At 45.7% G+C, this 22,817-nt stretch carries 23 protein-coding genes; 13 read left to right on the top strand and 10 right to left on the bottom strand.

Annotated features, from left to right (window positions below):
- Nucleotides 1–26 precede the first annotated feature (26 nt).
- Together QUB20_RS13255 and QUB20_RS13250 are read right to left on the bottom strand one after the other, a co-directional pair.
- The gene (locus QUB20_RS13255) at nt 27–1,307 is read right to left on the bottom strand and encodes a recombinase family protein (RefSeq protein WP_333246722.1); all 1,281 of its coding nucleotides are present in this window, start codon (nt 1,305–1,307) and stop codon (nt 27–29) included.
- Nucleotides 1,308–1,310: 3 nt separating this feature from the next.
- Nucleotides 1,311–1,670, bottom strand: coding sequence for a VOC family protein (locus QUB20_RS13250; RefSeq protein ID WP_333246720.1), 360 nt, complete (start codon nt 1,668–1,670; stop codon nt 1,311–1,313).
- A gap of 164 nt (nt 1,671–1,834) precedes the next feature.
- Here QUB20_RS13250 and QUB20_RS13245 point away from each other — a divergent pair, with 164 nt between their 5' ends.
- The 4 genes from QUB20_RS13245 (at nt 1,835) to QUB20_RS13230 (ending at nt 6,581) form a co-directional block, all read left to right on the top strand.
- Nucleotides 1,835–3,976, top strand: a complete 2,142-nt coding sequence (locus tag QUB20_RS13245; RefSeq protein WP_333246718.1) for a SpoIIE family protein phosphatase — start codon at nt 1,835–1,837, stop codon at nt 3,974–3,976.
- A 309-nt stretch (nt 3,977–4,285) separates the two neighbouring features.
- Nucleotides 4,286–5,521 (top strand): adenylate/guanylate cyclase domain-containing protein, encoded by a 1,236-nt coding sequence (locus QUB20_RS13240; RefSeq protein ID WP_333246716.1) that lies wholly within the window; start codon nt 4,286–4,288, stop codon nt 5,519–5,521.
- A gap of 31 nt (nt 5,522–5,552) precedes the next feature.
- Complete coding sequence (locus QUB20_RS13235; RefSeq protein WP_333245785.1) at nt 5,553–6,161, top strand: DUF6272 family protein; 609 nt, start codon at nt 5,553–5,555, stop codon at nt 6,159–6,161.
- Nucleotides 6,162–6,227: 66 nt separating this feature from the next.
- Nucleotides 6,228–6,581: a slr1659 superfamily regulator gene (locus tag QUB20_RS13230; RefSeq protein WP_333246714.1), complete on the top strand. Its 354-nt coding sequence runs from the start codon at nt 6,228–6,230 to the stop codon at nt 6,579–6,581.
- A 125-nt stretch (nt 6,582–6,706) separates the two neighbouring features.
- Here the strand turns inward: QUB20_RS13230 and QUB20_RS13225 are convergent, their stop codons facing one another.
- From QUB20_RS13225 to QUB20_RS13215, 3 genes are all read right to left on the bottom strand, one after another.
- Complete coding sequence (locus QUB20_RS13225) at nt 6,707–8,188, bottom strand: ATP-binding protein (RefSeq protein WP_333245777.1); 1,482 nt, start codon at nt 8,186–8,188, stop codon at nt 6,707–6,709.
- A 243-nt stretch (nt 8,189–8,431) separates the two neighbouring features.
- Nucleotides 8,432–8,590, bottom strand: coding sequence for a hypothetical protein (locus tag QUB20_RS13220; RefSeq protein ID WP_333245775.1), 159 nt, complete (start codon nt 8,588–8,590; stop codon nt 8,432–8,434).
- A 30-nt stretch (nt 8,591–8,620) separates the two neighbouring features.
- Nucleotides 8,621–9,148 carry an alpha/beta fold hydrolase gene (locus tag QUB20_RS13215; protein ID WP_333246711.1) on the bottom strand — a complete coding sequence of 176 codons (528 nt, stop codon included), beginning with the start codon at nt 9,146–9,148 and terminating at the stop codon, nt 8,621–8,623.
- A gap of 159 nt (nt 9,149–9,307) precedes the next feature.
- Here QUB20_RS13215 and QUB20_RS13210 point away from each other — a divergent pair, with 159 nt between their 5' ends.
- Together QUB20_RS13210 and QUB20_RS13205 are read left to right on the top strand one after the other, a co-directional pair.
- Nucleotides 9,308–9,508: a hypothetical protein gene (locus tag QUB20_RS13210; protein WP_333052954.1), complete on the top strand. Its 201-nt coding sequence runs from the start codon at nt 9,308–9,310 to the stop codon at nt 9,506–9,508.
- A 162-nt stretch (nt 9,509–9,670) separates the two neighbouring features.
- The gene (locus QUB20_RS13205) at nt 9,671–11,575 is read left to right on the top strand and encodes a BamA/TamA family outer membrane protein (protein ID WP_333291404.1); all 1,905 of its coding nucleotides are present in this window, start codon (nt 9,671–9,673) and stop codon (nt 11,573–11,575) included.
- A gap of 501 nt (nt 11,576–12,076) precedes the next feature.
- On the opposite strand, the gene QUB20_RS13200 is transcribed toward QUB20_RS13205, so the two are convergent.
- Nucleotides 12,077–13,411, bottom strand: coding sequence for a HEAT repeat domain-containing protein (locus QUB20_RS13200; protein ID WP_333246707.1), 1,335 nt, complete (start codon nt 13,409–13,411; stop codon nt 12,077–12,079).
- Between the two features lie 45 nt (nt 13,412–13,456).
- Complete coding sequence (locus QUB20_RS13195; protein WP_333246705.1) at nt 13,457–14,008, bottom strand: CPBP family glutamic-type intramembrane protease; 552 nt, start codon at nt 14,006–14,008, stop codon at nt 13,457–13,459.
- Between the two features lie 59 nt (nt 14,009–14,067).
- On the opposite strand from QUB20_RS13195, the gene QUB20_RS13190 reads away from it, so the two are divergent.
- On the top strand, nt 14,068–14,358 hold the full coding sequence (locus tag QUB20_RS13190) for an acylphosphatase (protein ID WP_333246703.1): 291 nt from the start codon (nt 14,068–14,070) through the stop codon (nt 14,356–14,358).
- 130 nt (nt 14,359–14,488) lie between these two features.
- On the opposite strand, the gene QUB20_RS13185 is transcribed toward QUB20_RS13190, so the two are convergent.
- Nucleotides 14,489–15,136, bottom strand: coding sequence for a phosphoribosylanthranilate isomerase (locus QUB20_RS13185; protein WP_333246702.1), 648 nt, complete (start codon nt 15,134–15,136; stop codon nt 14,489–14,491).
- Nucleotides 15,137–15,269: 133 nt separating this feature from the next.
- Between QUB20_RS13185 and psaK the strand changes: the two genes are divergently transcribed.
- The 4 genes from psaK to QUB20_RS13165 all read left to right on the top strand — a co-directional run bounded on the left by psaK (nt 15,270) and on the right by QUB20_RS13165 (nt 19,687).
- Nucleotides 15,270–15,554, top strand: coding sequence for a photosystem I reaction center subunit PsaK (gene psaK, locus QUB20_RS13180; RefSeq protein WP_333040629.1), 285 nt, complete (start codon nt 15,270–15,272; stop codon nt 15,552–15,554).
- An 81-nt stretch (nt 15,555–15,635) separates the two neighbouring features.
- Complete coding sequence (locus tag QUB20_RS13175; RefSeq protein ID WP_333246700.1) at nt 15,636–16,832, top strand: site-2 protease family protein; 1,197 nt, start codon at nt 15,636–15,638, stop codon at nt 16,830–16,832.
- 81 nt (nt 16,833–16,913) lie between these two features.
- Nucleotides 16,914–18,863 (top strand): adenylate/guanylate cyclase domain-containing protein, encoded by a 1,950-nt coding sequence (locus QUB20_RS13170; protein ID WP_333246698.1) that lies wholly within the window; start codon nt 16,914–16,916, stop codon nt 18,861–18,863.
- A 38-nt stretch (nt 18,864–18,901) separates the two neighbouring features.
- The gene (locus QUB20_RS13165; RefSeq protein ID WP_333246696.1) at nt 18,902–19,687 is read left to right on the top strand and encodes a DUF928 domain-containing protein; all 786 of its coding nucleotides are present in this window, start codon (nt 18,902–18,904) and stop codon (nt 19,685–19,687) included.
- Between the two features lie 82 nt (nt 19,688–19,769).
- Here QUB20_RS13165 and QUB20_RS13160 read toward each other — a convergent pair whose 3' ends face one another.
- Both QUB20_RS13160 and QUB20_RS13155 read right to left on the bottom strand, forming a co-directional pair.
- Nucleotides 19,770–19,904, bottom strand: coding sequence for a hypothetical protein (locus tag QUB20_RS13160; RefSeq protein ID WP_333291402.1), 135 nt, complete (start codon nt 19,902–19,904; stop codon nt 19,770–19,772).
- Between the two features lie 50 nt (nt 19,905–19,954).
- Nucleotides 19,955–20,710, bottom strand: coding sequence for a biotin/lipoate A/B protein ligase family protein (locus QUB20_RS13155; RefSeq protein WP_333246694.1), 756 nt, complete (start codon nt 20,708–20,710; stop codon nt 19,955–19,957).
- Nucleotides 20,711–20,854: 144 nt separating this feature from the next.
- On the opposite strand from QUB20_RS13155, the gene QUB20_RS13150 reads away from it, so the two are divergent.
- Both QUB20_RS13150 and QUB20_RS13145 read left to right on the top strand, forming a co-directional pair.
- The gene (locus tag QUB20_RS13150) at nt 20,855–21,181 is read left to right on the top strand and encodes a thioredoxin domain-containing protein (protein ID WP_333246692.1); all 327 of its coding nucleotides are present in this window, start codon (nt 20,855–20,857) and stop codon (nt 21,179–21,181) included.
- A 192-nt stretch (nt 21,182–21,373) separates the two neighbouring features.
- Nucleotides 21,374–22,597, top strand: coding sequence for an LL-diaminopimelate aminotransferase (locus tag QUB20_RS13145; RefSeq protein WP_333246690.1), 1,224 nt, complete (start codon nt 21,374–21,376; stop codon nt 22,595–22,597).
- The last annotated feature ends 220 nt before the right edge of the window (nt 22,598–22,817 follow it).

Below are 22,817 nucleotides of genomic sequence, written 5' to 3'. Positions count from 1 at the left end.
GCTATGGATGAACGTCGAGCTAATCCTTAAAAAATGAAAACAATTTGCAGTTGCCAATTTGTATTTTCCCGGACGATTTCAATGCGATCGATAAATTCTCGAAAGTAAAACCTGCGTTCTGATTCTGATAAATCGAGCCAAAATTGGGGAAGGGAAACTGTTTGGGCAATTTCTCGCAAATTTACTGGGGGTAGTTGCGCTAATTTGCTTTGCAGTTCGGCAATTTCGGTGCGGATTTTGTAGGCTCTAAACTCTGCCGTTTCCGTGTCTAATATGCCGCTGTCAATCAGGGCCCAAAGTTGCTCTATGATTTCTTGTTTCGATGCGATCGCCCTGACAATTCCTGCTTTCATTCCATTCATATTCGGCATTTGCAACCCAGCAACAGCATCGGGTAAATCCCGACAAATACCGGCGATGGTTAATTGCAATACTTCATCGTAGGAAATGCCGCTACATTTAGGCTGTTTTGGACAGTTAATCGGTCGCAAATAAAGGTATTCTTTTTCTTTGCGGTAGGAGGTGACTTTGGCAACTGTCATGGGCGATTTGCATTCGGCACAAATTGCTAAACCTGCGAGGGAACGTGGGGCGCTAGCGCTGCGAGGAGAAAGGCAGCGGTTGCGGCGCAGCAACCTGTCTATTTGGGCGGCTTCTTCTCTGGAAATAATCGGGACGTGGGTGTTAGAAATTACTTGGCTGTTTTGATATTCCAAATCACCTCGGTAGGCGGGATTTGTCAGCCAGCGGCGGCCGGTACTTACAGAAATTTTCTTGTTATATTTCTTGGCTAAATACCGCACGGAACCTCGCAAGGAACCGTAAATTAAAAAGTGTTCAAAAAAGTCTTTGACGGTGGGGGCGGTGGTTTTATCGATCGTATAACAATCTTTGCCGCGCCGGTAGCCGTAGGGAGCCTTACCCGGTGGCATCCGGGATTTGATGCGGTTGCGCGCGTGTCCTTTGCGAATACTCCGGCTGTGTTGGCTGCGCTGGATTTCTGCGAGGATTTGCAGCAAGTTTTTGCGGTTTCTTGGTTCTGTTTCTTCTTGGACAATGATTTCGACGCCGAGGTTTTCGAGTTGGGCGAGGTGCGAACACACTTGCTGCAATGTGTCGCCTAGTTCTTCAAACCGCTGAATTAATAAGTATTTGACTGGTTCTGTTTGGCAGTCTTTGAGGAGTTGCTGCAGTTGTTGTCGCCCTCCTAAGTCTTGATAGGTGCGATCGACTTCTTGGCCCCAATTTTCCGGTGCGGGTGCTGATTCCAGTAGCGGTTCGGTGTAAGAATAAGCGATGATTTTCATCTGTTACTCGCTGAGTTCGATGATGTTGCCGTCGGGATCTTGGGTAAATAATGCCGATCGACCTGACGCGCTCATTTGGAACGGGCAATTGTGAGCGATTAACTGCTGTTTTGCTGCCTCTAAGTTGACCACAGAAAATGCTAGATGTCGGTTGCGTCCCCATTTGGCATGGTCTACGGCATCTGGGATAATTGTTGCACCTAAAATTAGGTGGAGCTGGAAGTCGCCGATTTGATACCAGATTCCAGGAAATTTTAAGTCGCGATCGATTTTTTGCAGTTTTAGTACGGTGCTGTAAAAGTGTTGGGATTGTTCCAGGTTGGAGATGAGGATGGCGCTGTGGAGGGATTGAGTAATTTGCATTTTTGTTGGGATTTATGGTTTTTTTTTACCGCTGATGCAGGCTGATGAACGCAGATTTTTTGATGTTGGTTGAGTTTTTGATATGATAACATTGTCCGTCGCTCTTAATATATCCATTATCAAGTCTTGTAACAAAAAACTGCCCGCTGGGAGTGTTTTTAACAATGGTTTCTCAAAAAAGTGCGATCGTCTTCAGAGCGGGCAAAATCCGTCTCCGCAATGTCTTGGTAGTTCCCTTTGTTCTCCAAATTTTGGCCGCTGTGGGCTGCGTTGGCTATCTCTCTTACAGAAACGGAGAGCAGATAGTCAACAATATTGTTAGTCAGTTGCGCCACGAAGTGAGTGCGAGAGTTTACGAACGTGTTCAAACCTATCTAGAAGCTCCGCCACTGGTGAATCAGATCAATCAGGATGCTGTACCTTTGGGGGTGTTGAACTTTGACGATTTGGAGCAAGCTAGACCATATTTTTGGAAACAAGTTCTGCAATTTAAGTCGATCGGTCACGCGGGAATTGCCAACGAAAAAGGTCAGTACCTGCGTGTGGGTTGGGTAAATCGGCTGGTTGGACTGGAACAACCTCAGCTTGCCCAGCAACTGATTCCGGGGGGCGGCGACTTGATATATTACAACCTTGACGAGAATGGAAACCCGACAACAATCGAAAAAAACACGCCCAATTATGACGTTCGCACGCGCCCTTTTTACAGAGTAGCTGTTGAGAAGAAACAGGCAGCTTGGAGTGAAGTTTATATTAATTTTGGCTACGGTACGCTGCAAATTAATGCGAGTCTACCCTATTATGATGCCGAATGGAAACTAATTGGCGTGCTGACTTGCCAGATGGGACTAGATCAAATTCGCCAATTCCTGCAAACCTTAAGGGTGGGTAATTCTGGTCAAGTATTTATCATTGAACCCCAGGGTGAGTTAATAGCCACCTCGCTTAAAGAACAGCCTCTTTCGGTGGGAAAAGGCAAAGATACAAAGCGGCTCAAAGCACAGGAAAGCAGCAACCCGCTGATGCGTCAAAGTGTGGTTTATTTGCTCGAACGCTTCAAGCGTTTGGAAGACATCCATCAAACTGTTCAACTTGACTTTAAGCTAAACGGTGAGCGGCAATTTATCCAAGTTTCTCCGTTAACAGACAAGTACGGCCTCAATTGGCTGAGTGTAGTAGTAGTTCCTGAAGCGGACTTTATGGCGCAAATTTATGCTAACACTCGCCAGACCATTTTGCTGTGTATTGTGGCTCTCATTGTCTCTGTTGCAATGGGTATTTTCACCGCTAGCTGGATTACTCGCCCCCTAAACCAAATTGCTCAAGCTTCAGAATATCTAGCAGGTGGTGCTCTCAACCAGAACGTTGATTCCAGTCGGATTTGGGAAATTGAAACCTTAAGAAATTCCTTTAATAGCATGGCGAGACAACTGCAAGAATCCTTGGAAACGCTAGAAGATAAAGTCAAAGAACGTACCTCGGAACTCGCCACCGCCACTAAACAAATTGCCGCTCTCAACCAGCGTCTGAAAGCGGAAAACTTCCGCATGAGTTCCGAACTCGATATGCTCAAACAAATGCAGCAGTTGATTCTGCCAAAACCTGCTGAACTTGCAGCTATTGAAGATTTAGATATTGCCGGATTTATGGAACCAGCCTCGGAAGTAGGTGGTGATTACTACGACGTACTTTGTACTAACGGGGTTGTCACAATTTGTATTGGTGATGTCACCGGACACGGATTAGAAAGCGGCATTTTGATGGTGATGACTCAAGCTGCTGTCCGCACTCTTCAGGAAATGCAAGAATCCAACCCGGTGCGTTTTTTAGATACCCTCAACCGCACTATTTATAAAAATGTTCAGCGCATGAACTCCGACAAAAATATGACACTAGCTTTGCTCAACTATGCCGATCGCACAATTAGTATCAGCGGTCAACATGAGGAAACTCTTGTGGTCAGGAAAGGTGGTAAAATCCAGCGGATAGACACCATGAATTTAGGATTTCCGCTCGCCTTATATGAGGATATTTCTGATTGGATTAGCCATGTTTTAGTAGACTTAGAGCCGGGGGACGGGGTGGTGCTTTACACTGACGGCATTCCCGAAGCTAGAAATATGCACAAAAAATTCTATGGTATTGAAAGACTCTGTGAAGTGGTTTCTCAAAACTGGCATTTGAGCGCCGAACAAATCAAGGAAGCCACCATCGCTGATTTGAGAAATTTTATTGGAAAACAAAAGGTTTTTGATGACATTACTTTGCTAGTATTGAAGCAACAGGGAAATATTGTGCATAATTGATTATTGACCGAAAGCATCCAGGATACAAGCCCCCGGATTCATTCCTTCGCAGACTCATAACCCAGAAATAAAAGACCTGTATCCCATGAAACTTGCCCCCCGAATTTATCCGTGGGGTCAATCTAAAATCTAAAATCTAAAATCTAAAATCGATTGACTGTCGTCAACCAGGTTTCTACGAGAAAGCTTGGATTTAGTCGCCAAGCATGGAACCAGCAACCGGATTTATCGCTTTGCCCGTGTAAGTTATAATAATTTACAGCGAGGAAGTCAAACAACTTTGCGCTTCCAGATTCGGAAGTATAAATTATGAAACCACAAATAAATTTAGCACCATCTAAATCTCCAGAAGAACTCTATACCCAGCTACAGGAGTTGAGCGAAAAACTTGAGGAAGTAGAGGATGAAAAAAACAGCTATGAAACGTTAGTAGAAATTGTCACGCAACACTCCACGGATCTGGAAAACCAGATCCATCATAAAAACCGAGAGATGCAGACTTACATTGAGCAGGTAAAAAAGGTTATAGATGCAGCTATTGCTGTAAAAAATAATAGCTTTGAACCCCAGATATTGTCAGATGTGGCAGCGCGCAGTGATGCACTGGGAGAACTAGCACAGGTATTTTCGCATATGGTGCAAACGGTGAAAGCGCGGGAACAAGAATTAGAGAAACTTTTGCAGGCTTACGGACGTTTTGTTCCCGCTGAATTTCTCCAATTTCTCGGCAAGCAGAGCATTGTTGATTTCCAGCTTGGAGATCACGTGAGTAAAGAGATGGCAATTATGTTTTCCGATATGCGTTCCTTCACCACGATGGCGGAGCAAATGACTCCTCAAGAAAACTTTGACTTCATCAATAACTATTTACAGCAAGTTAGTCCCGAAATTCGGAAGCACAACGGTTTTATTGTCAAGTATATTGGAGATGGAGTGATGGCAGTTTTTCCTGATGGCGTGGATGATGCTATTCAGGCAGGAATTGTGAAATTGGAGCAGTTGCATAAATACAATCAAAGCCGTAAAATAAATGGGGATATACCGCTGAAGATTGGCATTGGTATCCATGTGGGTGATACGATGGTTGGGATTATTGGAGATGCGAATCGGATGCAAGCAGATGCGATCTCAGATCATGTCAATCTCACCGCTCGTCTGGAAGGTTTGACTAAGTATTATGGCGTATCTTTATTAATTTCGGGAGATGTGGTACAACGTTTGAGTCAACCCGAAAAGTATCATATCCGTTTTTTGGATCGGGCTATTGTCAAAGGTAGACAAGAAGCCATTACAGTTTGTGAGGTGTTAGATGTTGAAGTAGAACCAGTGCGATCGCTCAAAATTCAAACTTTGCCTATATTTGAGGAGGGACTCCAAGAATATTGTCAGGGAAATTTTGCTAATGCCATAGTTTGTTTTGAACAGATAGTAGCACTAAATCCAGATGACAAGCCCAGTCAACTTTACCTAAAACGCATCCAATCGCTGTTAAAAGATAGTATTCCTGCTAACTGGAATGGCGTGTGGAAATTCACCCAAAAGTGACATTAATACATCAATTGGAGGGATAAAAATCATGACATCTGGAAGCTTAAAAACAATGACCCAAATCTTTGGAGAATTCATTGAAGAATTTCCTCCTGAACACGACTCCCTAGAACTTACATTTACCCCCAGTTCTCGCCCTATCAAACAGCGCTGGCGCAACAACAGGCTTTCAGCTCATTTTGTAGCCGATTATTTGTCTAGCTTTCTCCCGGTGGATGAGGAGGATGCTAGGAGCGAGAAACGGATAAAAGAAAGCAAAGGAGCTGTGAGCTACGTCGCCAACGAACTGTTAGAAAATGCGATAAAATTTAATAACGATGATACTCATTACAAGGTCAGATTTGGTATACATTTTATTGGTGAAACAGAGGTGACGGCGGTAATTTTTGCCAGTAATAGTGTCACTTCAGAAGGGGCGAGTAAGTTGAAGGAGTTTATTGAAGAAATTATGGATTCCGATCCCAATGAACTTTATTTGCAGCAGCTTGAAAAGAATGCGGAATCGGAAAGTGACACATCGGGATTGGGATTGCTGACGATGATTAATGACTATTCAGCTAAGATAGGTTGGAAATTCGAGGCTAGGCCAGATAGTGATACCATCATTGTTACGACTGTGGTTCAAATTAGCGTGTAGTTTCTAGCATTTAAATATTTACTCTCTTGTGCGATCGCACTATTTTAGTCAGGAAACAAAATCACAATGGGCATTCAAGAAATTCAAGGTGAAGATTACAGCATTCAGTACGATCGAGAATCAGTCACAGTCACTTTCCAAGGCGAACTCAGCCTGAGCGGCCCAGCAGAGTATGCACCAATAGCCGAATTATTAGATGAGGTCGCCAATGGCGAACCGCCTACTATTACCTTGAACCTAAAACAATTGGAATTTGTTAACAGTTCTGGTATCAGTATGCTGTCTAAATTTGTTATTAGCGTCCGAAAAAAGAAAACGATTCAACTTTTGGTATTGGGTTCAAATGATATTCCTTGGCAACAGAAATCTCTCAGAAATTTAGAAAAGCTGTTGCCAACTTTGAAGCTAGAATTAGCGTAGGATATGTGTAAATTTTAATTACAGTTAACACAGGCGGGACGCCCGTGCCACACATAGTTAACACAGGCGGGACGCCCGTGCCACACATAGTTAAAATAGATAAATTTGGAGGATTGGTAAATTGCTTAAGTTTGCTGGATCGGCAGTTCAATGATAAACTCGGTTCCCTTGCAGGGTTCCGACTCGCACCGAAGCGAGCCTCGGTGATTCTCTACTAAGATTTTGTAGACAATAGACAATCCTAAACCGGTACCTTTACCGATTTCCTTGGTGGTGAAAAACTGCTCGAACATTCGCTCTTTTATCTGTGGTGTCATTCCGGTTCCCGTGTCAGCAATCCGCACTCTCACGCGATCGGGGCCAGCTAATTCTGTGCTGATAAAAATTTTTAGCGCAGCATTGGGCTGATTTTGTGCTACCTCGTCCAAAGCATCGATCGCGTTGGTAATTAGATTCATAAATACTTGATTTAGCTGTCCTGAATAACACTCTACAGGAGGCAATTTTCCATATTTTTTAATTACTTGAATGTCGCGACGATCTATTTGAGAATTGAGACGGTTTCGCAAAATTAACACGGTGCTGTCAATGCTGTCGTGCAAGTCGCACATGGTCATGTTAGTGTTATCGGTTCGCGAAAAATTGCCCATAGATTTGACAATTTCGCGAATGCGATTGGAACCCATTTGCATGGAAGACATAACTTTAGGCAAGTCTTCAACTAGAAAATCAAGATCTATCTCTGCGATTTTAGCTGTGATTTCGGGACAGGGATTTGGACAGTATTCTCGATAGAGGCGCAGCAGGTGTAGCAAATCTTGAGTATAAATTTCCGCATGGCTCAAGTTGCCGTAAATAAAACTAACTGGGTTATTAATTTCGTGGACGATACTAGCCATTAGCGCCCCCAGCGAAGACATTTTTTCGCTGTGGAGGAGTTGAGCTTGAGTTTGTTTTAGTTCGCAAAGTGCGCGATCGAGCTGGGCTGCTTGAGCTTCCGCTTTCGAGGTAGCAGCACAACTTTCTTGATAAAGTTCTACCTGTTTAAGGTCGATTTCAAATTGTTCGATTTCGCTTTCTTGCTGGTATTGACTCACTACGGCATCGAAAGCTTCTAGCAAGTCGCCGCCCGCTGCTTCGACAATGTACAGCAGGTGGGGATTTTCCAGCCTGAGTTCGGCATCAGGAACTTGCACCAAGGCTTTTATTCGATCGATATATGCGCGTACTTGTTTGTCTAAATACAGTGGTGGCTCAAAATACATGGCCTTGACGGTGGCTGAAGGGGGACTCAATAAGTTGAGGCTGCTGCTAGTATTAATTAAGTCGCGGTGGGATTTTTCCATAAGCTCGATCGCCTCTAACAAATTCCCCCGCAGTTTGGCTCTTTCTACGCCATTCTGAGAGCCAACTAACCTCATGCAAAAAAAAGCCGTTCGTTGGGAAAGCATTCGCTGGCGGCCGCTGATGTTAATTACCGCAGCACTAATTTTTCTGGCTGTCGTAATTTCTTCCAGATTAAAGTAGTTGCTCAGTGCTGCCATTGGTAATACCCCCGACTCCACTAAATGTCTGTAGCTCCTGCTGACACAAGATTTAAGAGCCATAAAAAAAATTGTACAATACACTAATCAATATATTCTGTATTTCCTAATAAAGTAGTATACTAAAACACAATTATTTTCCATTTGTGGCTTATCACAATTTTTATGATTCGGCTTCTTGCACAGTTTTTCTTAATTATTCAAAAATTCACAAGTCAACTTCGCCATAATTGGAGCTTGAGTTTGCGGCAACCCGTGAGTGGCATTGGGAATAATTGCTAACTCTGCCCCCGGTATCTTGTTAGCCTAGGTTTCACAGTGCCATAGAGGAATTGTTTCGTCACTATCTGCTGCGATAACTAAGGTAGGAATTTGCAATTTGTGAATTTCTTTTTCTACTGTATCAACTGCATCTTCTGGCTGCATCCGACTCATTAAAAATGACCTTGCTACTGGTTGAGACATTAACTCCCTGCGCCACCAGGAAATTTGCTGTTATTTCTCACTTTTTCCCGCTAAACTCGCAAAAGGTTTTGCCAACTGCAATGCCCAATCAACAACTGGAGTTTCCCACAATAGCGGCCGCAAAGCATCGTATTGACCGCAAAAACTGTCGTCCCGAATTCCGGCTGGTGCTGCTAACACTAAACTGCTCACAGAATTAGGATATTTGAGGGAATATGCAGATGCTACCCAACCGCCAAAAGAATGTCCGATGATGCAGCAAGGTTCGATATTTAGTTGTTCTACAACTTGCCGCACAAAAGCAAATTCTACAGCTACGTCGTAGCGGATTTCTGGTTTGCTGGATTCTCCAAAACCTAGCATATCTAAACTGATGCACCGAAACTGAGATTGCAGTAACTCAATTAATGGCCGCCAGCAAGTCTTTTCTCCTAAGACACTGTGCAGCATCAATAAGGGTCTGCCGCACTCGATGTCGAGGTAGGCGGCTGTTTGGCTGCTGCTATTGACAAATGTACTTAATGTGTGCGTTTGTTCTACAGGTGCTTGAGACTGCATGGGCGATCGACTCCCGATCGGTCAGGAATCTTTGTAAAGGATTGTAACAAAAAAGCAGTCCAAAGGTTAAACTTCATTACGGAGTACACAGTTAGAAATAGACCATGATATTGTCTATGATTATTAGAAAATACTACAAACCCAAAGCAGGAGAACACTTTGAACTCTACTTTAAGACAGTACCCGGCTTGCTCTCTTCGCGAAGATGTCAGTGAGTACGTAGCACACCTACAGCTTCACATGACTTTACAAGCTCGCAACTTGCTCCCTACCATTACCACCGCTAAGGATAGTCGCGAACAACTGTTGCAGCAGACTCAGGCTCATTTTGAGAAACGTGTTTCTCGACAAGCTATTTAAACAAATTTTCGGTTTCCCCAATTTACGATCGCCCGCGATCGAACTTTCCGACATTTCAGCATCCCAGAAACCCGGTAGCCTCAACAATACCGGGTTTCTTTTCGGCTAATTATGCAGGGGGCCAGGTTTTGGGTAATATGCGTTGGGTATGCTTTAAATTTAATGTCTATGCGAATTCCGATTATTGCATTTTTGACTTTGGCTGGGCTGGCTGGCGGCGAATTGGCAGCCGGGGCGATCGATCCGAGTGCCGCATCGACTGAGACCCAGTTTAGAGAGGGAACCGCAGAGGCGCAGAGGGCGCACAGGGAGGAGGATGAGGTCATTGGTGATAACTTAACGTTAAACCCACCGTCTCTCTTGTTTGTAGCGAAGTCTAGATCCCCCCTAACCCCCCTTAATAAGGGGGGGACAAGAAATATGCTCAAAGTGGGTCTTCTTAAGGGGGATTTAGGGGGATCTAGACTAGATGAGAAGCGACATTTGTTATCGGTTCCAGTCTTAAATAGTCACCAATCGGATGAGGTGAACCCAACTGTGCGGGATTTGCCGGCATCCGATGATCTCGCAGCTTCACCAGAAGTACGCACGGTGCAGCTATCCCCTAGGGAATCTCCCTCACTCAAGCCCAGCCACAATAAAGATTTTACATCTCTGTTAAAAACTCCAGCCACGCTGGCAGCCAACGCCGAAATCCCCGAAGCAGTAAACAGCAACGCCCGACAGCTAGGCGGTACTCTACAAATCAGTCAAGCGGGCAATGCTGAAGGCGTTTACGTTGCTGAGGTGAAAATTCGCTTTGTCAATTCCAGAGGCGAAGCTGTTGATAGAAAAGGGAATCCAATTGAGGGCAGAATTTCGGAAGATTTTATCCGAGGTGAGCTCAAACTTAAGGCGGGGGATAACTACAGCCGGGAAGTTGTACGATCGGATTTACAGCAGTTACAGCAATTGGGATTGTTTGACAAGGTTACGGTTTCGATCGAAGAAGTTGGCACGGATGTTAATGTAATCTACAACGTTCAAGAGCGATCGGCTCGCTCTTTTAGCGTGAGTGCCAGTCTTAGTGATGATGTTGGCGTTGCTGTTCCTCTTTCATATACCGATCGAACTTTCGGAACAACCCCACAGCGGCTGGCGGTGGAACTTCAGCCCAGCCTCCGAGGTATCCAGTACGATGTCCAGTTTGTCAGCCCTTACGTTGCCGCCGAAGACCGTTTGGGATACAGTGTGAGAGCTTTTGGCGATCGCAGAATATCGGAAATTTTCAACAAAGATATTGATTTGCCCAACGGGAACCGAGTTCGGGAAATTCGGATGGGGGGAAATCTCAGGTTTACCAGACCTTTGGGCGATTGGCAATCGACTTTGGGATTAAATTATACAAACATCAGTACGCGCGATCGCAACTTAAATATCGCCCGCCGCGACGAACTCGGCAATCCTCTCACATTCAGCGGCAGCGGCGTTGACGAATTATACACAGTTTCTTTGGGCGCTATGCTCGATCGGCGGGACAATCCCTTCAACCCCACCAGCGGCTCGATTCTCAGCCTCAGCACCGAGCAGTCGATACCTTTGGGTCGAGGTAACATTGTGAGCAACAGGCTGTTAGCTAATTATATACAGTATGTACCAGTAACTTTGTTCGGCATCAGCGAGTCCGAAGCCTTGCCCGAAATGCTGGCTTTTAACTTGCAAGCGGGGACGGTAATCGGGGATTTACCGCCAACAGAAGCTTTTCGCCTCGGCGGCCGCAATTCCGTGCGAGGTTACGATAGCGGGGATATTGGCAGCGGCCGGAGTTATTTTTTAGCTTCCGGCGAATATCGGTTTCCTGTGGGTCAGGATGTCGGCGGCGTGATATTTGTTGATTTTGCGTCGGATTTGGGAACGGGAGATAGTGTACTCGGAAAACCGGCGCTAGTCAGGGACAAACCGGGGACTGGGGCGGGTGTTGGGCTGGGTGTGAGGGTGCGATCGTCCTTTGGATTAATTCGCTTAGATATGGCTGTTAGCGACTCCGGCGACCTCAAACTTATACTCGGTACAAAGCAGCGATTTTAAATTAGTCATCAGTCACGAGTTAACTGTAGGGGCGGGTTTTACCAACAATATTTGATAACCGCAAACAATCTTGTAAACCCGCCCCCACACCACCGATAACCCAGATTAACCTGATATTCGAGCGAATCCAAAAAATGTAGATTCGGATTTGCCGCCCAAGTGGGGGCGGGTTTATTATATTGTTGGTTTCTGGCATAGATGATTGGTAAAACCCGCCCCTACAGGATGCGTGAAGATACAAGAAGCGATTTCAATCGCCAGTTGCTAAAAAAGGTTTCAGCCTACGGTTTTAAACAGCGGGGTGTCTGCTATGTCTGCTAAAAATTGGGCGAGTTGTCGATCGAATAATTGAGTTTGATTTCTTTCGTCAACCCAACCTCCACAGTTTGTGGTAGTAATTGAAATGGAGTGAAATATAGCACCTCGGTAAGGACACCACAATGTGGGCTCCCTACTGGGTTGTAAGCAATTTACAATTGCTATATTTATGCTCGTAAATGCTTAACGCTTTGGTTTCTTTACATCAACAGTTTTCGGCTTAGCCGCCGGAGTGCGCGGATAAAACTTAAACTTATTGAGCGCAGCACTTGCCGATTTAGCCACACCGCTATCTATATCTCGCAAAGCTTTTTGTAGCAGCGGAATCACTTTTTCCGACTTAATCATTGCTAGTGCTTCCACAGCAGCTTCGCGCACCTCCGGATCAATATCTTGAGCTAATTTTCCCAAGGTTTCTATTGCTCGCTGACCTTCGGATCTCAGAGCATTAGCAGCAGCCATTTTACCTAAAGCAGACGCTGCAAACTTCCGGGTTTCTTTGTCCTGACTTTGAACACATCCCATCAACTGCGGTAGGGAATAGCTTGGTGCTTGTCTGGTAATTGGAAGCTGTTGTTCGACTTCGGGTTGATGTAAATCAATGGGTTGTGGTTCTGAAAAACCTGTGTAATTTAACTCTTCTTCAACTTCTGTTTGATTTAACTCACTTGACAGTTCCTGCCAAACTTCTTCTTGTGATACACCTTCGGCAAATTCTGTTGAATTTAACTGACTAAACTGCTGCTCCGGGACTTCTTGTTGTTGTACATTACTCTCGTACTGCTCTTGCAAAGACCTGATAGTAGCTTGCATCTGAGCTTCGTGAGCTCTCAACTGCTCGTGAGCCGCTTGCAACTGACTCTCGTATTGCTCTTGCAAAGCCTCCATATTTAACTGCAGCTCAACCTCGCGGTTCTCATATTCCTCGGCAGTTTGCCTCAAGCGAATTTCGTGTTCATTTTGCAAGTTTTGCAAATGTTGCTCCATCTGAGCTTGATAATTTAGATGCAATTCGTCAGCAACTCTGAGTAAGTGATGTTCGTGTTCGGCTTGCAAAGATTGGATATTTTGCTGCATCCTAGCATTGTTAGCGGCTTCTAATTCCTCGCTGATTTGTCGTCGCAGCTCAGGCTCGTGTGCGCTGACAACTTGTTGGAGCTGACTGTCGCGTTCTGCCTGAACTTGTTGGAGCTGACTGTCGCGTTCTGCCAAAACTTGTTGGAGCTGATTTTCATATTGAGCCGCAACTTGTTTGAGCTGGTTTTCGTATTGGGTAGTAACTTGTCTGAGTAAATTTTCGTGTTCGATAGTAGCTTTTCTAAGCTGATTTTCCCGTTCTCCTTTCTGAGATTCTACAGCTTGTTGCACCCGAGACATCTGAGCTAATTCTATTTCCTCAGTAATTCTGCGAGTTTGCTGCAAGTATTCTTGCTTTTGCTTCTTTAAGCGCTTTTCCACTAACCAATAAGCAACTGCTACCCCTGCCAAAAAACCTACGATCGCTCCGATGATACCCACAACTGAGATCCTCCCGACAAAATAGTGATGCTGGACTTTTTACATTTAACCATATAGCCTCCTGTAACCGCCCAGTAGCAACAGCCAGGCTGTCACTGCGAGCCAGTGAAGCGCCACCGCAGGCCAGATAGAACCGCTTTGCAGGTATGCGAGGGAGCACGCAACTCCCAAAATTGCCGCCAGTAGCAAAAATACTGGATTCATAAAGGTCGATCGACCAACCGGGTAAAAAGTCAGCGCGTTCAGCGGGTGGTAAACTACAAAAACCGCCAAACTCGCGCATCCCCAAAACCACAGCATTAACCCAGAAGCCTTCTCCAACGGGTGCGGCAGCATTAACACCCGGAACAATAATTCCTCGGTGATGCCCGGACTTAACAAACAGCCAAGAAGCACTCCCACAATTGTACGCCGAGAGGTTTGCACGTCTACTTTTAGAAATCCCGACCAAAAACCCACGGAAAGAGCGATCGAAGCGTAAACCAGCGCCAGCATAGCTGCAACCAGCCAATCAGTGAAATCAGGAATAGTTGAAAAAGCTAGGGTGAGGCGGCGTATCAGGAATCCCGGCAGCGCCATCGCACTAAAATTTAACATAATCAAACTGATCCTTAAAATTTTCAAACAGATGTTAGCAGTAATTCGCGCCGTTTATTATGCAAAACCAATCATTGCCACCCGTCAGAGTCCGCGTTTTTGTTTCCGGATTAGTTCAAGGAGTAGGATTCCGATATTCAACGAGGAATCAAGCAAAGTATTTCGGCCTCAGCGGCTGGGTGAGAAATCTCCCCGATGGGCGCGTTGAGGCTGTCTTTGAAGGCTCCAAAAAAGCTGTTGAAGGAATGATTAGTTGGTGCCGCCGCGGCCCCACAGGTGCTACGGTTAGTGAGTTGGTTTTGGAATACGAAGACCCGGAGGGCGATGGCACTTTTGAGATCCGGCGATAAAAGAATAAACGACATAAACTGCGGTTGAAACCGCTACTATACAAACGAAGTCTTCCTAAACTACGGCAGGCTTCGCTCACGCAGACTAAAGAATGAATCGCATAAAAAGCGCGAATTTGGTATTGCCAAATCAATGATTAGCAAGTTGACTTAAATTAGCAAACAACTGAGCAACTTTATTCAAATCTTTATCTCCCGGCGCTATTTCTACGCCGCTAGACAGGTCAACACCGCTGAAGTTATTGCCGATCGCGCTATCAATTGCATTTAAAATATTATCGGGTGTTAAACCGCCCGCCAGCAGCCAAGGACACTGCGGTCTAAACTCTGATAACATCATCCAATCGATCGTTTTACCAGTACCGCCCAATTGCTCTGGATGGTAAGCATCCAGCAGTAAAGTATCGACACGAACAGCATAAACAGCAGCGGTGGCTAAAGTTTCAGGAGTCTTAACTCTCAGGGCTTTGATAATTTCAATTCCCGGCAAAAACTCCCGCAGTCGATCGCAATATTCCGCTGTTTCATCTCCATGCAACTGCACCCCGCTTAAATTTGACTCTGCCGCTACTTGACAGATATTTTCTATTGTGGTGTTGGCAAAAACGCCGATGCGATCGACATTTTCCGGCAACTGCTCGACAATCAGGCGAATTGTTTCTGGGCTGACATAGCGGGGGGAAGCCGGCACGCAGATAAACCCTAAAGCCTGGGCTCCCAAGCGGGCGATCGCAATTCCTTGGTCTAATTTAGTGATTCCGCAAATTTTAACCCGCACTCTTCCTCCTCGGTTCCGCAGTTGTATCAAAATATCAACGAATTGTTAACTATTAAAACAAATCTTAGTTTAATGCAAACCGCTTTTTATAATCTGGGAAATCAATTTATCTGTGAAATCAGGAAATAAGAACATGATCACCTCATCTTTGCTGTTAGCCGTACAATCTACCGCTCCCTCAACACCGGAGTGGTCGCCACTGGTAGGACTGACAATGATTTTATGCAATTTGCTGGCGATCACGATCGGCTACTACGGCATCTCCAAGCAAAACCGAGGCAAGGGCCCAGCTTTACCCGTTGCACTCCCTGGAATGTTCAAAGGCTTCGGCGTACCAGAATTGCTGGCAACAGCCAGCTTCGGCCACTTGCTCGGAGCCGGAGTAATCTTGGGCTTGGGTAACGCCGGAGTTCTGTAAAAATCAGGGGAAAGGCAAAGGCAAGGGGTGAGAAAAGATATAATAGAAACTCTTTCTTGCTCTCCTTTCCCAGGAAAATTCATGCAGACAGGTTGGCGAATCGGCTCTTTATTTGGCATCCCCCTAGTTATAGATTATTCGTGGTTTATAATTTTAGCCTTAGCAACCCGCGAATACGCCAGCAGTTACCGCCTGTGGGGGCCTGCGCTCTCCTGGAGTGCGGGGTTAGCAATAGCTCTGCTACTGTTTGCTTCCGTGCTCTTGCACGAACTCGGACACAGCTTGGCGGCGATATCGCAAGGCATTAAAGTTAATTCTATTACCTTATTCTTATTTGGCGGAGTAGCTTCGATCGACTCGGAATCCAAAACTCCCGGTCAAGCTTTTCAAGTAGCCATTGCCGGCCCTCTAGTCAGCTTGGCGTTGTTTTTAATCCTCGGTTTGGGTTCTCAAGTTCTTCCCCCGCAAAGTTTGCTAGCAATTGTCACCGAAAGGGTAGCACTAATCAATCTCGTTTTGGGATTATTTAACTTAATTCCCGGTCTGCCTTTGGATGGAGGACAAGTTTTAAAAGCAGCTATTTGGAAAATCACCGGCTCTCGATTTGCCGGCGTTCGCTGGGCGGCAAAAACAGGACAAGTTTTAGGTTGGCTGGCTGTTGCTTTGGGTCTGAGTTTATGCTTTTTAGCGCGGGAGTACGGCGGCTTGTGGATTGCACTGATTGGCTGGTTTGGCATTCGCAATGCCACTGCTTATAGCCAAGTTACTTCGCTGCAAGAAGCCCTGCTCAAAATTAAAGCCAGCGATGCGATGAGTCGCGAGTTTCGAGTTGTAGATGCAGATTTGACTCTGCGAGAATTTGCCGATCGATATTTGTTAGAAGTCAATCCGTTTCCATTTTACATTGCTGCGACCAACGGCCGGGATTTGGGCTTAGTGTCGATCGACGATATTCGCTTCACAGAACGCAGTCAGTGGCAACATCAGACTTTGCACAACATTTTGAAACCCCTGGGAAAAACCCCCACAGTCTCCGAAAAAGCCTCCCTTGCAGAAGTAATTAACAGCATGGAAGCCCGTCAACTCCCCCGAATCATCGTCCTCTCGCCGATTGGTTCAGTAGTGGGGACGATCGATCGGGGCGACGTGGTTAAAGTTTTAGCAAAATACCTCAAACCACAGATTTCAATGGCCGACATCAAGCGCAGCAAAGAAGAAAACAGCTATCCGCAGGGATTGCAATTAAGTGCGATCGCCAAAACTGCACAAGAAAACTAAAAATTTGGCATCAGTAAGGGGCATCAGCGATCGGTTAAGATGTAGCATACTTTGTGACTCAGGGTTGAAACACTAAATTTTATGCCCCAATTCTTTAAGAGAATTTATCATAAATTTGCGGAGGGACTTGGGAAAAATTTAACTTATTTATTCCCCAACGCTGACTTGCAACCTGTTGCTATCATCTGGATTGTCGTGACCGGAACTCTATTGGGAGTGAGGCATTTAGGCGGGTTGCAGCCACTAGAATTAAATGCTTACGACCTCATGGTGCAGTTGGGGCAAGATCGCGGCCCTGACCCCAGGTTGCTGATAGTTGAAATCACCGATCGGGACATTAGTGCTTTAAACAGATGGCCAATTTCCGATCGCGTTTTAGCAAAAGCGATCGGCGAAATAGCGCGTTTGGAACCCACAGCTATTGGTCTCGATATAATTCGTGATATTCCCTACGAACCGGGAAATGCAGAATTAGCCACTCAACTGAAAAACCCCAAAGTCTTTCCCATTACCTTCATCGGCTCCTTAAAGTACGATCGAGTCCAGCCACCTCCCAACATACCAGACAAGCGGGTAGGATTTAACGATTTGTATCTCGATCCAGATGGTATAGTGCGTCGTAATGTGATGTCTATTGGCGATGGTAAAAACACGTTTTATTCATTTCCCTCCAGGCTAGCTTTTGCATATTTTGATAGCAAAAATATAGAATCTAAAGCCACAGAAGACAATGAATTTATAGTAGATAAAACAGTCTTTTCAAAGTTGCGATCGAACTCAGGAGGTTATCAGAACATTCCTGCCCAAGGCTATCAAATATTGCTAAATTACCGCTCTCCTAAAAAGATAGCAGAAACCGTGACCATAACTCAAGTTTTGGAGGGCAAAGTAGACCCCAACTTGGTAAAAGATAAAATAGTCTTAATCGGGGTGACAGCCCCAACAGTAAAAGATATTTTTTCTACCCCCTACAGCGCTACTAAAAACGGTAATATCCCGACGCCTGGGGTATTAATTCACGCAACGGCCACCAGCCAAATTCTCAGTGCAGTTTTAGACGGCCAAAGGCTATTTTGGTATTGGGATGAATGGCAAGAAATCCTCTGGATTGTGGTTTGGAGTGCAGTGGGTGGCTGTTTAGCTTGGCGGCTAGAAAAAGCGCTGAATTTGATCGCGATCGCGATCGTAGCTTGCGGCTCATTATTCGGATTCACCTTTTTCCTCTTCCTACAACAGGGGTGGATACCTCTAATTGCTCCAGCCCTTGCCCTTTTAATCACCGCAGGAGTCGCAGTTACCTATAAATACGAGCAGTCGAGACAACAGCAAGGGATTGTGATGAAATTATTAGGACAACAAACTTCACCCGCGATCGCAAATGCCTTGTGGAAAGAGCGCGTCCATCTGCTCGAATCAGGGTTATTGCCCGGTCAAAAAGTTACTGCTACTATTATCCTCACCGACGTGCAGGGTTTTAGTACAATCTCCGAAAAACTCGCGCCAGAAGTGGTAATGAGTTGGTTAAATGAGTATTTATCAGCAATGGCGCAAGAAGTCCAAGCACATCAAGGCGTGATTAATAAATTTACTGGAGATGGAATGCTGGCAGTATTTGGCGTACCCATTCCCCGCACCACTCCAGAAGAAATTGCCGAAGATGCTCGCCTCGCCGTATCTTGCGCTTTAGCTATAAGTTCGCGCTTGCCAGAAATGAATCAAAATTGGCTCACACGCGGTTTACCGGCCGTAAAAATGCGAGTAGGCATCTTTACAGGGCCTGTTATGGTGGGTAGTCTGGGAGGCACAACCCGTTTAGAATATGGAGTGATCGGCGACAGCGTAAATATTGCCTCTCGCCTAGAAAGCTGCGAAAAGGAGCGGCACGAGGACACTTGCCGGATATTGATTGCAGAAGAAACCTTTCTGCATTTGGCCGACAAATTTGAGGTAGAATCTTGGGGAGCTTTGCCTTTAAGAGGTAGGGAACAAAAAGTTAATGTCTACCGGGTTTTGGGAAGGAAAAAGAAATAAAAAGAGAGAATCTCTCCCTACAAATTCATGGAGTTAATGTGAAAACAATTACTAAGTTTCTCATCAATCTGATATCAGTTGGCTCAATAGTATTGATAGCCACACTTAACATTTCTCAATTGGCAGTTGTGGGACAGCCCAGCATAAACACACCTGACCGCCCACCCAACCCTATACCGGGAGGGCCGCGCTTCATTCCGCCTACTGAAGATATAGATAATTGGCCCCCCACTCAACCGAGACGGCCTGTGCGCGGTGGCTGCGCCAGCATTAGTCAGCTAGGTCTCACAGCCTTAGTGCCTACAAATAAGATGGGACGGACTGTTTCCGACTATCCAACGTTCTTTTTCTACTTGCCTCAAACAGAGGCCGAATCAGCCGAATTTATCATACAAGATGAAAGCGGCAAGGAGATTTATAAACAGGAGCTCACAATTAGCAATTTATCAGGGGTAATCGGCGTTAGTATCCCCGCCAACCAAAATGTACCGCCCTTGGAAGTAGGCAAAAGTTACCGTTGGAATTTTACAGTGATTTGCGACTCTCTAGACCGATCGGCAGATCAGATAGAAATCGGTACGGTACGGCGAGTTGAACTCAGTGAAGATATCCGCCGTCAATTAGATCAGGCTGATCCGCGCCAGAAAACCGTTATTTATGCTGAAAATGGGATTTGGCAAGATGCCCTCAGCACCCTAGCTGCCGCTCGCCGCGATCAGCCTAATGATACAACGTTCAAGGCTGATTGGGAAAGCTTGCTGGATTCTGTGAAATTGGGCGAAATTGCCAAAGAGCCGATCGTTCAAATTCCGCCACAGCCCTAAGCGGTACTGCATTTAAATTTAACTTTTTTGGCGTCGGATCAACGGCCCGGAAAACTTTTAATAAAAATAAATGTACAAGTTTTTAACTTGTATCAGTAACAGCCAAGATGGCTATTCTACAGCAAATAATTTTTCTTGTGGAACGGCCATCTTGGCTGTTCCCAAAAGGCGGTATACCCACAATAGTTATCCCAGAAAGCTCTTGTGGAACGGCCATCTTGGCTGTTCCGAAAAGGTGGCAGTAAACCCCGCCCCCAAATATGCAGGTTAAAAAATGTGAAACAGTTGATTACTTGTTAATTCCAAAATATCCTGCCATTCCCGATCCGAAAGTGGCTGCACCTCCAAATCAATTTCAAAACAGCGACAAGCCGCCGCACTCAAAACATCAATGACAGTGGCAATCAAATCATCTCCCCCTTGAGATAGAGGTAATTGCACAGGAATTAATTGCTCCCCAAACACTTGAGAAAACAAACAAACATCCGGCTGCAAACGCATCGAACCGTGCTGCAAAATAGCATCACCCCTGCGTAATTGCGCGCTACCAATTAACTTGCAGCCATCAGCGGTAACTAAATCCGCACCCGTCGCAGTACCAAAACAATTCGGATTGTGAATATAACCCCTTCCAGCTTCCCCATAGTGCAAATCCAAACCCATCGCCCTCCAACCCTCAATCAAAAACTCGCAAATAGTCTGATAAGCTTTCATACGGCTGCTTCCAAACCCCGACGCCACAACTGCATAAGTTAAATCCCCTTGATGCAGCACGGCGCGCCCGCCGCTGGGCCTCCTCACCAAATCCACAGGCATTCCCTCCCAAGACAACTGCTGCCAAAACTCCGGCCATCGGCGCTGGTGGTAGCCCAAGGAAATCGCCGTCGGTTGCCAAGTGTAAAATCGCAGAGTTGGCGGAAGTTTGCCCGCTAGATGCTGTTCCAGTAGCCATTGGTCGATCGCCATCTGCACGCTACCAGACGCCGACAACAGTGGAATTAAACGCCATACAGAATTAGCCATCAGTCCCCAGTCCTGAGTTTCTACTCAATAATTCGCAGAATGTTTTAAAATTAGTAACAGTTTTTTGGGCCTGTCTTCTAAGTTGGTGCAAGTTTCACGCCAGCCGGTGCTTTAGAAATAAATAGAAAAAATAATCGCAGAACCATGAGCAACAGTGTAATTGTCATTAACGACGAAAAATTTGAAACAGAAGTCCTGAAAGCAGAGCAACCAGTGCTTGCCTATTTTTGGGCTAGTTGGTGCGGGCCTTGCAAACTGATCGCGCCTTCGATAGACTGGGTAGCGGCCAACTACAGCGATCGTCTGAAAGTGGTTAAAATGGAAATTGACCCCAATCCTACTACTGTCAAGCAGTATAAAGTAGAAGGAGTCCCAGCTCTCCGACTGTTTAAAAATGCCGAAGTAGTGCTTTCCCACGAGGGAGCTATTACTAAACAAACTTTAATCGGTTTGCTAGACGGTCACTTATAAAGTTTGGAAATGATTCGGGAGTTTTTAACTCCCAACTCACAATTATAGAAATCGCATTTTTTTTAACATCTCTCTTTTATCCTCGATATTCCTCTCTGACTCTGCGCCCTCTGCGCTCTCTGCGGTTAGTCAAAAAAAATAATTTAGCTAATATAAAAATAGTCCTTAAAATCTCCCAAAAATACAGAAAATATGCAATTTGCTAAACGTTTAGATCCACTGCAATTTAATGTATTTGCCGATATGGATCGGGCAAAAGCTCAAGCTAGAGCAGCGGGGCAAAATGTGATTGACTTGTCTCTGGGTTCTTCGGATTTGCCGGCGGCGGCTCATATTACAGATGCGATCGCACATTCTCTGTCCGACACCAGCACCCACGGCTATTTGCTATTTAACGGCACAAGAGATTTTCGGGAAGCAGCAGCTATTTGGTACGAGCAAAAATTTGGGATATCAGTCAATCCAGAAACAGAAGTGCTGCCGTTAATTGGTTCCCAAGAAGGCACGGCGCATATGCCTTTAGCTGTACTCAACCCTGGAGATTTTGCTTTGTTGCTAGATCCGGGCTATCCTTCCCACGCGGGCGGTGTGCATTTGGCAGGTGGTCAAATTTATCCGATGCCGATATTAGCAGAAAATGCGTTTTTGCCGATATTTGAAGATATTCCGACAGCAGTGCTGGCTGAGTCGAAGATGATGGTTTTGAGCTATCCTCACAATCCTACAACTGCGATCGCCCCGGTTGCTTTTTTTGAGAAAGCTGTGGCTTTTTGTCGGGAACATGGGCTGGTTTTAGTTCACGATTTCCCTTATGTAGATTTGGTGTTTGACGATTCCGTAGGGGCGGTGCCCCCGTGCCCGCCCTCTGGTAACGCGGAAGAATATCGAAAATTGATGGCGCCGTCAATCTTTCAGGCGGATCGAGATAAGAGTGTGGCGATCGAGTTTTTTACACTATCCAAATCCTACAGTATGGGAGGTTTTCGAGTCGGATATGCGATCGGCAATTCCGAACTAATTGCAGCCCTGCGACAGGTAAAAGCCGCAGTGGACTTCAACCAATACCGAGGGATTTTGAACGGAGCGATCTCCGCATTAACGGGCCCTCAAGATACCGTCAGAACCAGCGTAGAAACCTTCAGAAAACGGCGGGATGCCTTTGTAAACGCGCTACAGGGCATCGGCTGGCAAGTACCCGTACCCCCCGCCACCATGTACGTCTGGGCGAAACTGCCGGAACCTTGGGCCCAAGATTCCGTGAAATTTTGCACTCAGCTAGTACAGAGTACAGGAGTCGCAGCTTCCCCCGGTGCCGGTTTCGGGAAATCAGGAGAAGGCTACGTGCGATTTGCCTTAGTCGAGTCGCCAGCAATTTTGGAAGCAGCAGTTAAAAAAATTGCTGAGTTTCTCAATTGATTACACGCCTACGGCGAGCGCCGTAGGCGTGTCAACTTAAGCTTTTAGTCCGCCAGTCCTCCCGCTCACCCGGCACTCTTCGCCAGGGAATGAATTCCACGGGGCTTATAGCTAAAGTCCTATCAAAGAGGACTGAAAAACTCATTAGGATCGCGAATTAAATAACTTACAATTTTAATTGTTATTGTGGGATGGGCGTCCCGCCCGTCCTTTTTGGACG

Source organism: Microcoleus sp. B4-C2 (genome assembly GCF_036705265.1).
Lineage (GTDB): Bacteria > Cyanobacteriota > Cyanobacteriia > Cyanobacteriales > Microcoleaceae > Microcoleus.
The sequence above is the reverse complement of the archived record's forward strand: the minus strand, read 5'-3'. Positions and strand labels throughout refer to the sequence as shown.

What these genes read in the sequence shown, in the direction of transcription:
- psaK (WP_333040629.1), top strand. Translation starts at nt 15,270, where the DNA reads ATGATCACCTCATCTTTGCTGTTAGCCGTACAATCTACCGCTCCCTCA.
- QUB20_RS13245 (WP_333246718.1), top strand. Translation starts at nt 1,835, where the DNA reads ATGGTTTCTCAAAAAAGTGCGATCGTCTTCAGAGCGGGCAAAATCCGT.
- QUB20_RS13255 (WP_333246722.1), bottom strand. Translation starts at nt 1,307, where the DNA reads ATGAAAATCATCGCTTATTCTTACACCGAACCGCTACTGGAATCAGCA.
- QUB20_RS13225 (WP_333245777.1), bottom strand. Translation starts at nt 8,188, where the DNA reads ATGGCTCTTAAATCTTGTGTCAGCAGGAGCTACAGACATTTAGTGGAG.
- QUB20_RS13160 (WP_333291402.1), bottom strand. Translation starts at nt 19,904, where the DNA reads ATGGCCGTTCCACAAGAGCTTTCTGGGATAACTATTGTGGGTATACCG.
- QUB20_RS13190 (WP_333246703.1), top strand. Translation starts at nt 14,068, where the DNA reads ATGCAAAACCAATCATTGCCACCCGTCAGAGTCCGCGTTTTTGTTTCC.
- QUB20_RS13240 (WP_333246716.1), top strand. Translation starts at nt 4,286, where the DNA reads ATGAAACCACAAATAAATTTAGCACCATCTAAATCTCCAGAAGAACTC.
- QUB20_RS13170 (WP_333246698.1), top strand. Translation starts at nt 16,914, where the DNA reads ATGCCCCAATTCTTTAAGAGAATTTATCATAAATTTGCGGAGGGACTT.
- QUB20_RS13250 (WP_333246720.1), bottom strand. Translation starts at nt 1,670, where the DNA reads ATGCAAATTACTCAATCCCTCCACAGCGCCATCCTCATCTCCAACCTG.
- QUB20_RS13195 (WP_333246705.1), bottom strand. Translation starts at nt 14,008, where the DNA reads ATGTTAAATTTTAGTGCGATGGCGCTGCCGGGATTCCTGATACGCCGC.
- QUB20_RS13215 (WP_333246711.1), bottom strand. Translation starts at nt 9,148, where the DNA reads ATGCAGTCTCAAGCACCTGTAGAACAAACGCACACATTAAGTACATTT.
- QUB20_RS13230 (WP_333246714.1), top strand. Translation starts at nt 6,228, where the DNA reads ATGGGCATTCAAGAAATTCAAGGTGAAGATTACAGCATTCAGTACGAT.
- QUB20_RS13220 (WP_333245775.1), bottom strand. Translation starts at nt 8,590, where the DNA reads ATGTCTCAACCAGTAGCAAGGTCATTTTTAATGAGTCGGATGCAGCCA.
- QUB20_RS13205 (WP_333291404.1), top strand. Translation starts at nt 9,671, where the DNA reads ATGTCTATGCGAATTCCGATTATTGCATTTTTGACTTTGGCTGGGCTG.
- QUB20_RS13235 (WP_333245785.1), top strand. Translation starts at nt 5,553, where the DNA reads ATGACATCTGGAAGCTTAAAAACAATGACCCAAATCTTTGGAGAATTC.
- QUB20_RS13175 (WP_333246700.1), top strand. Translation starts at nt 15,636, where the DNA reads ATGCAGACAGGTTGGCGAATCGGCTCTTTATTTGGCATCCCCCTAGTT.
- QUB20_RS13145 (WP_333246690.1), top strand. Translation starts at nt 21,374, where the DNA reads ATGCAATTTGCTAAACGTTTAGATCCACTGCAATTTAATGTATTTGCC.
- QUB20_RS13155 (WP_333246694.1), bottom strand. Translation starts at nt 20,710, where the DNA reads ATGGCTAATTCTGTATGGCGTTTAATTCCACTGTTGTCGGCGTCTGGT.
- QUB20_RS13150 (WP_333246692.1), top strand. Translation starts at nt 20,855, where the DNA reads ATGAGCAACAGTGTAATTGTCATTAACGACGAAAAATTTGAAACAGAA.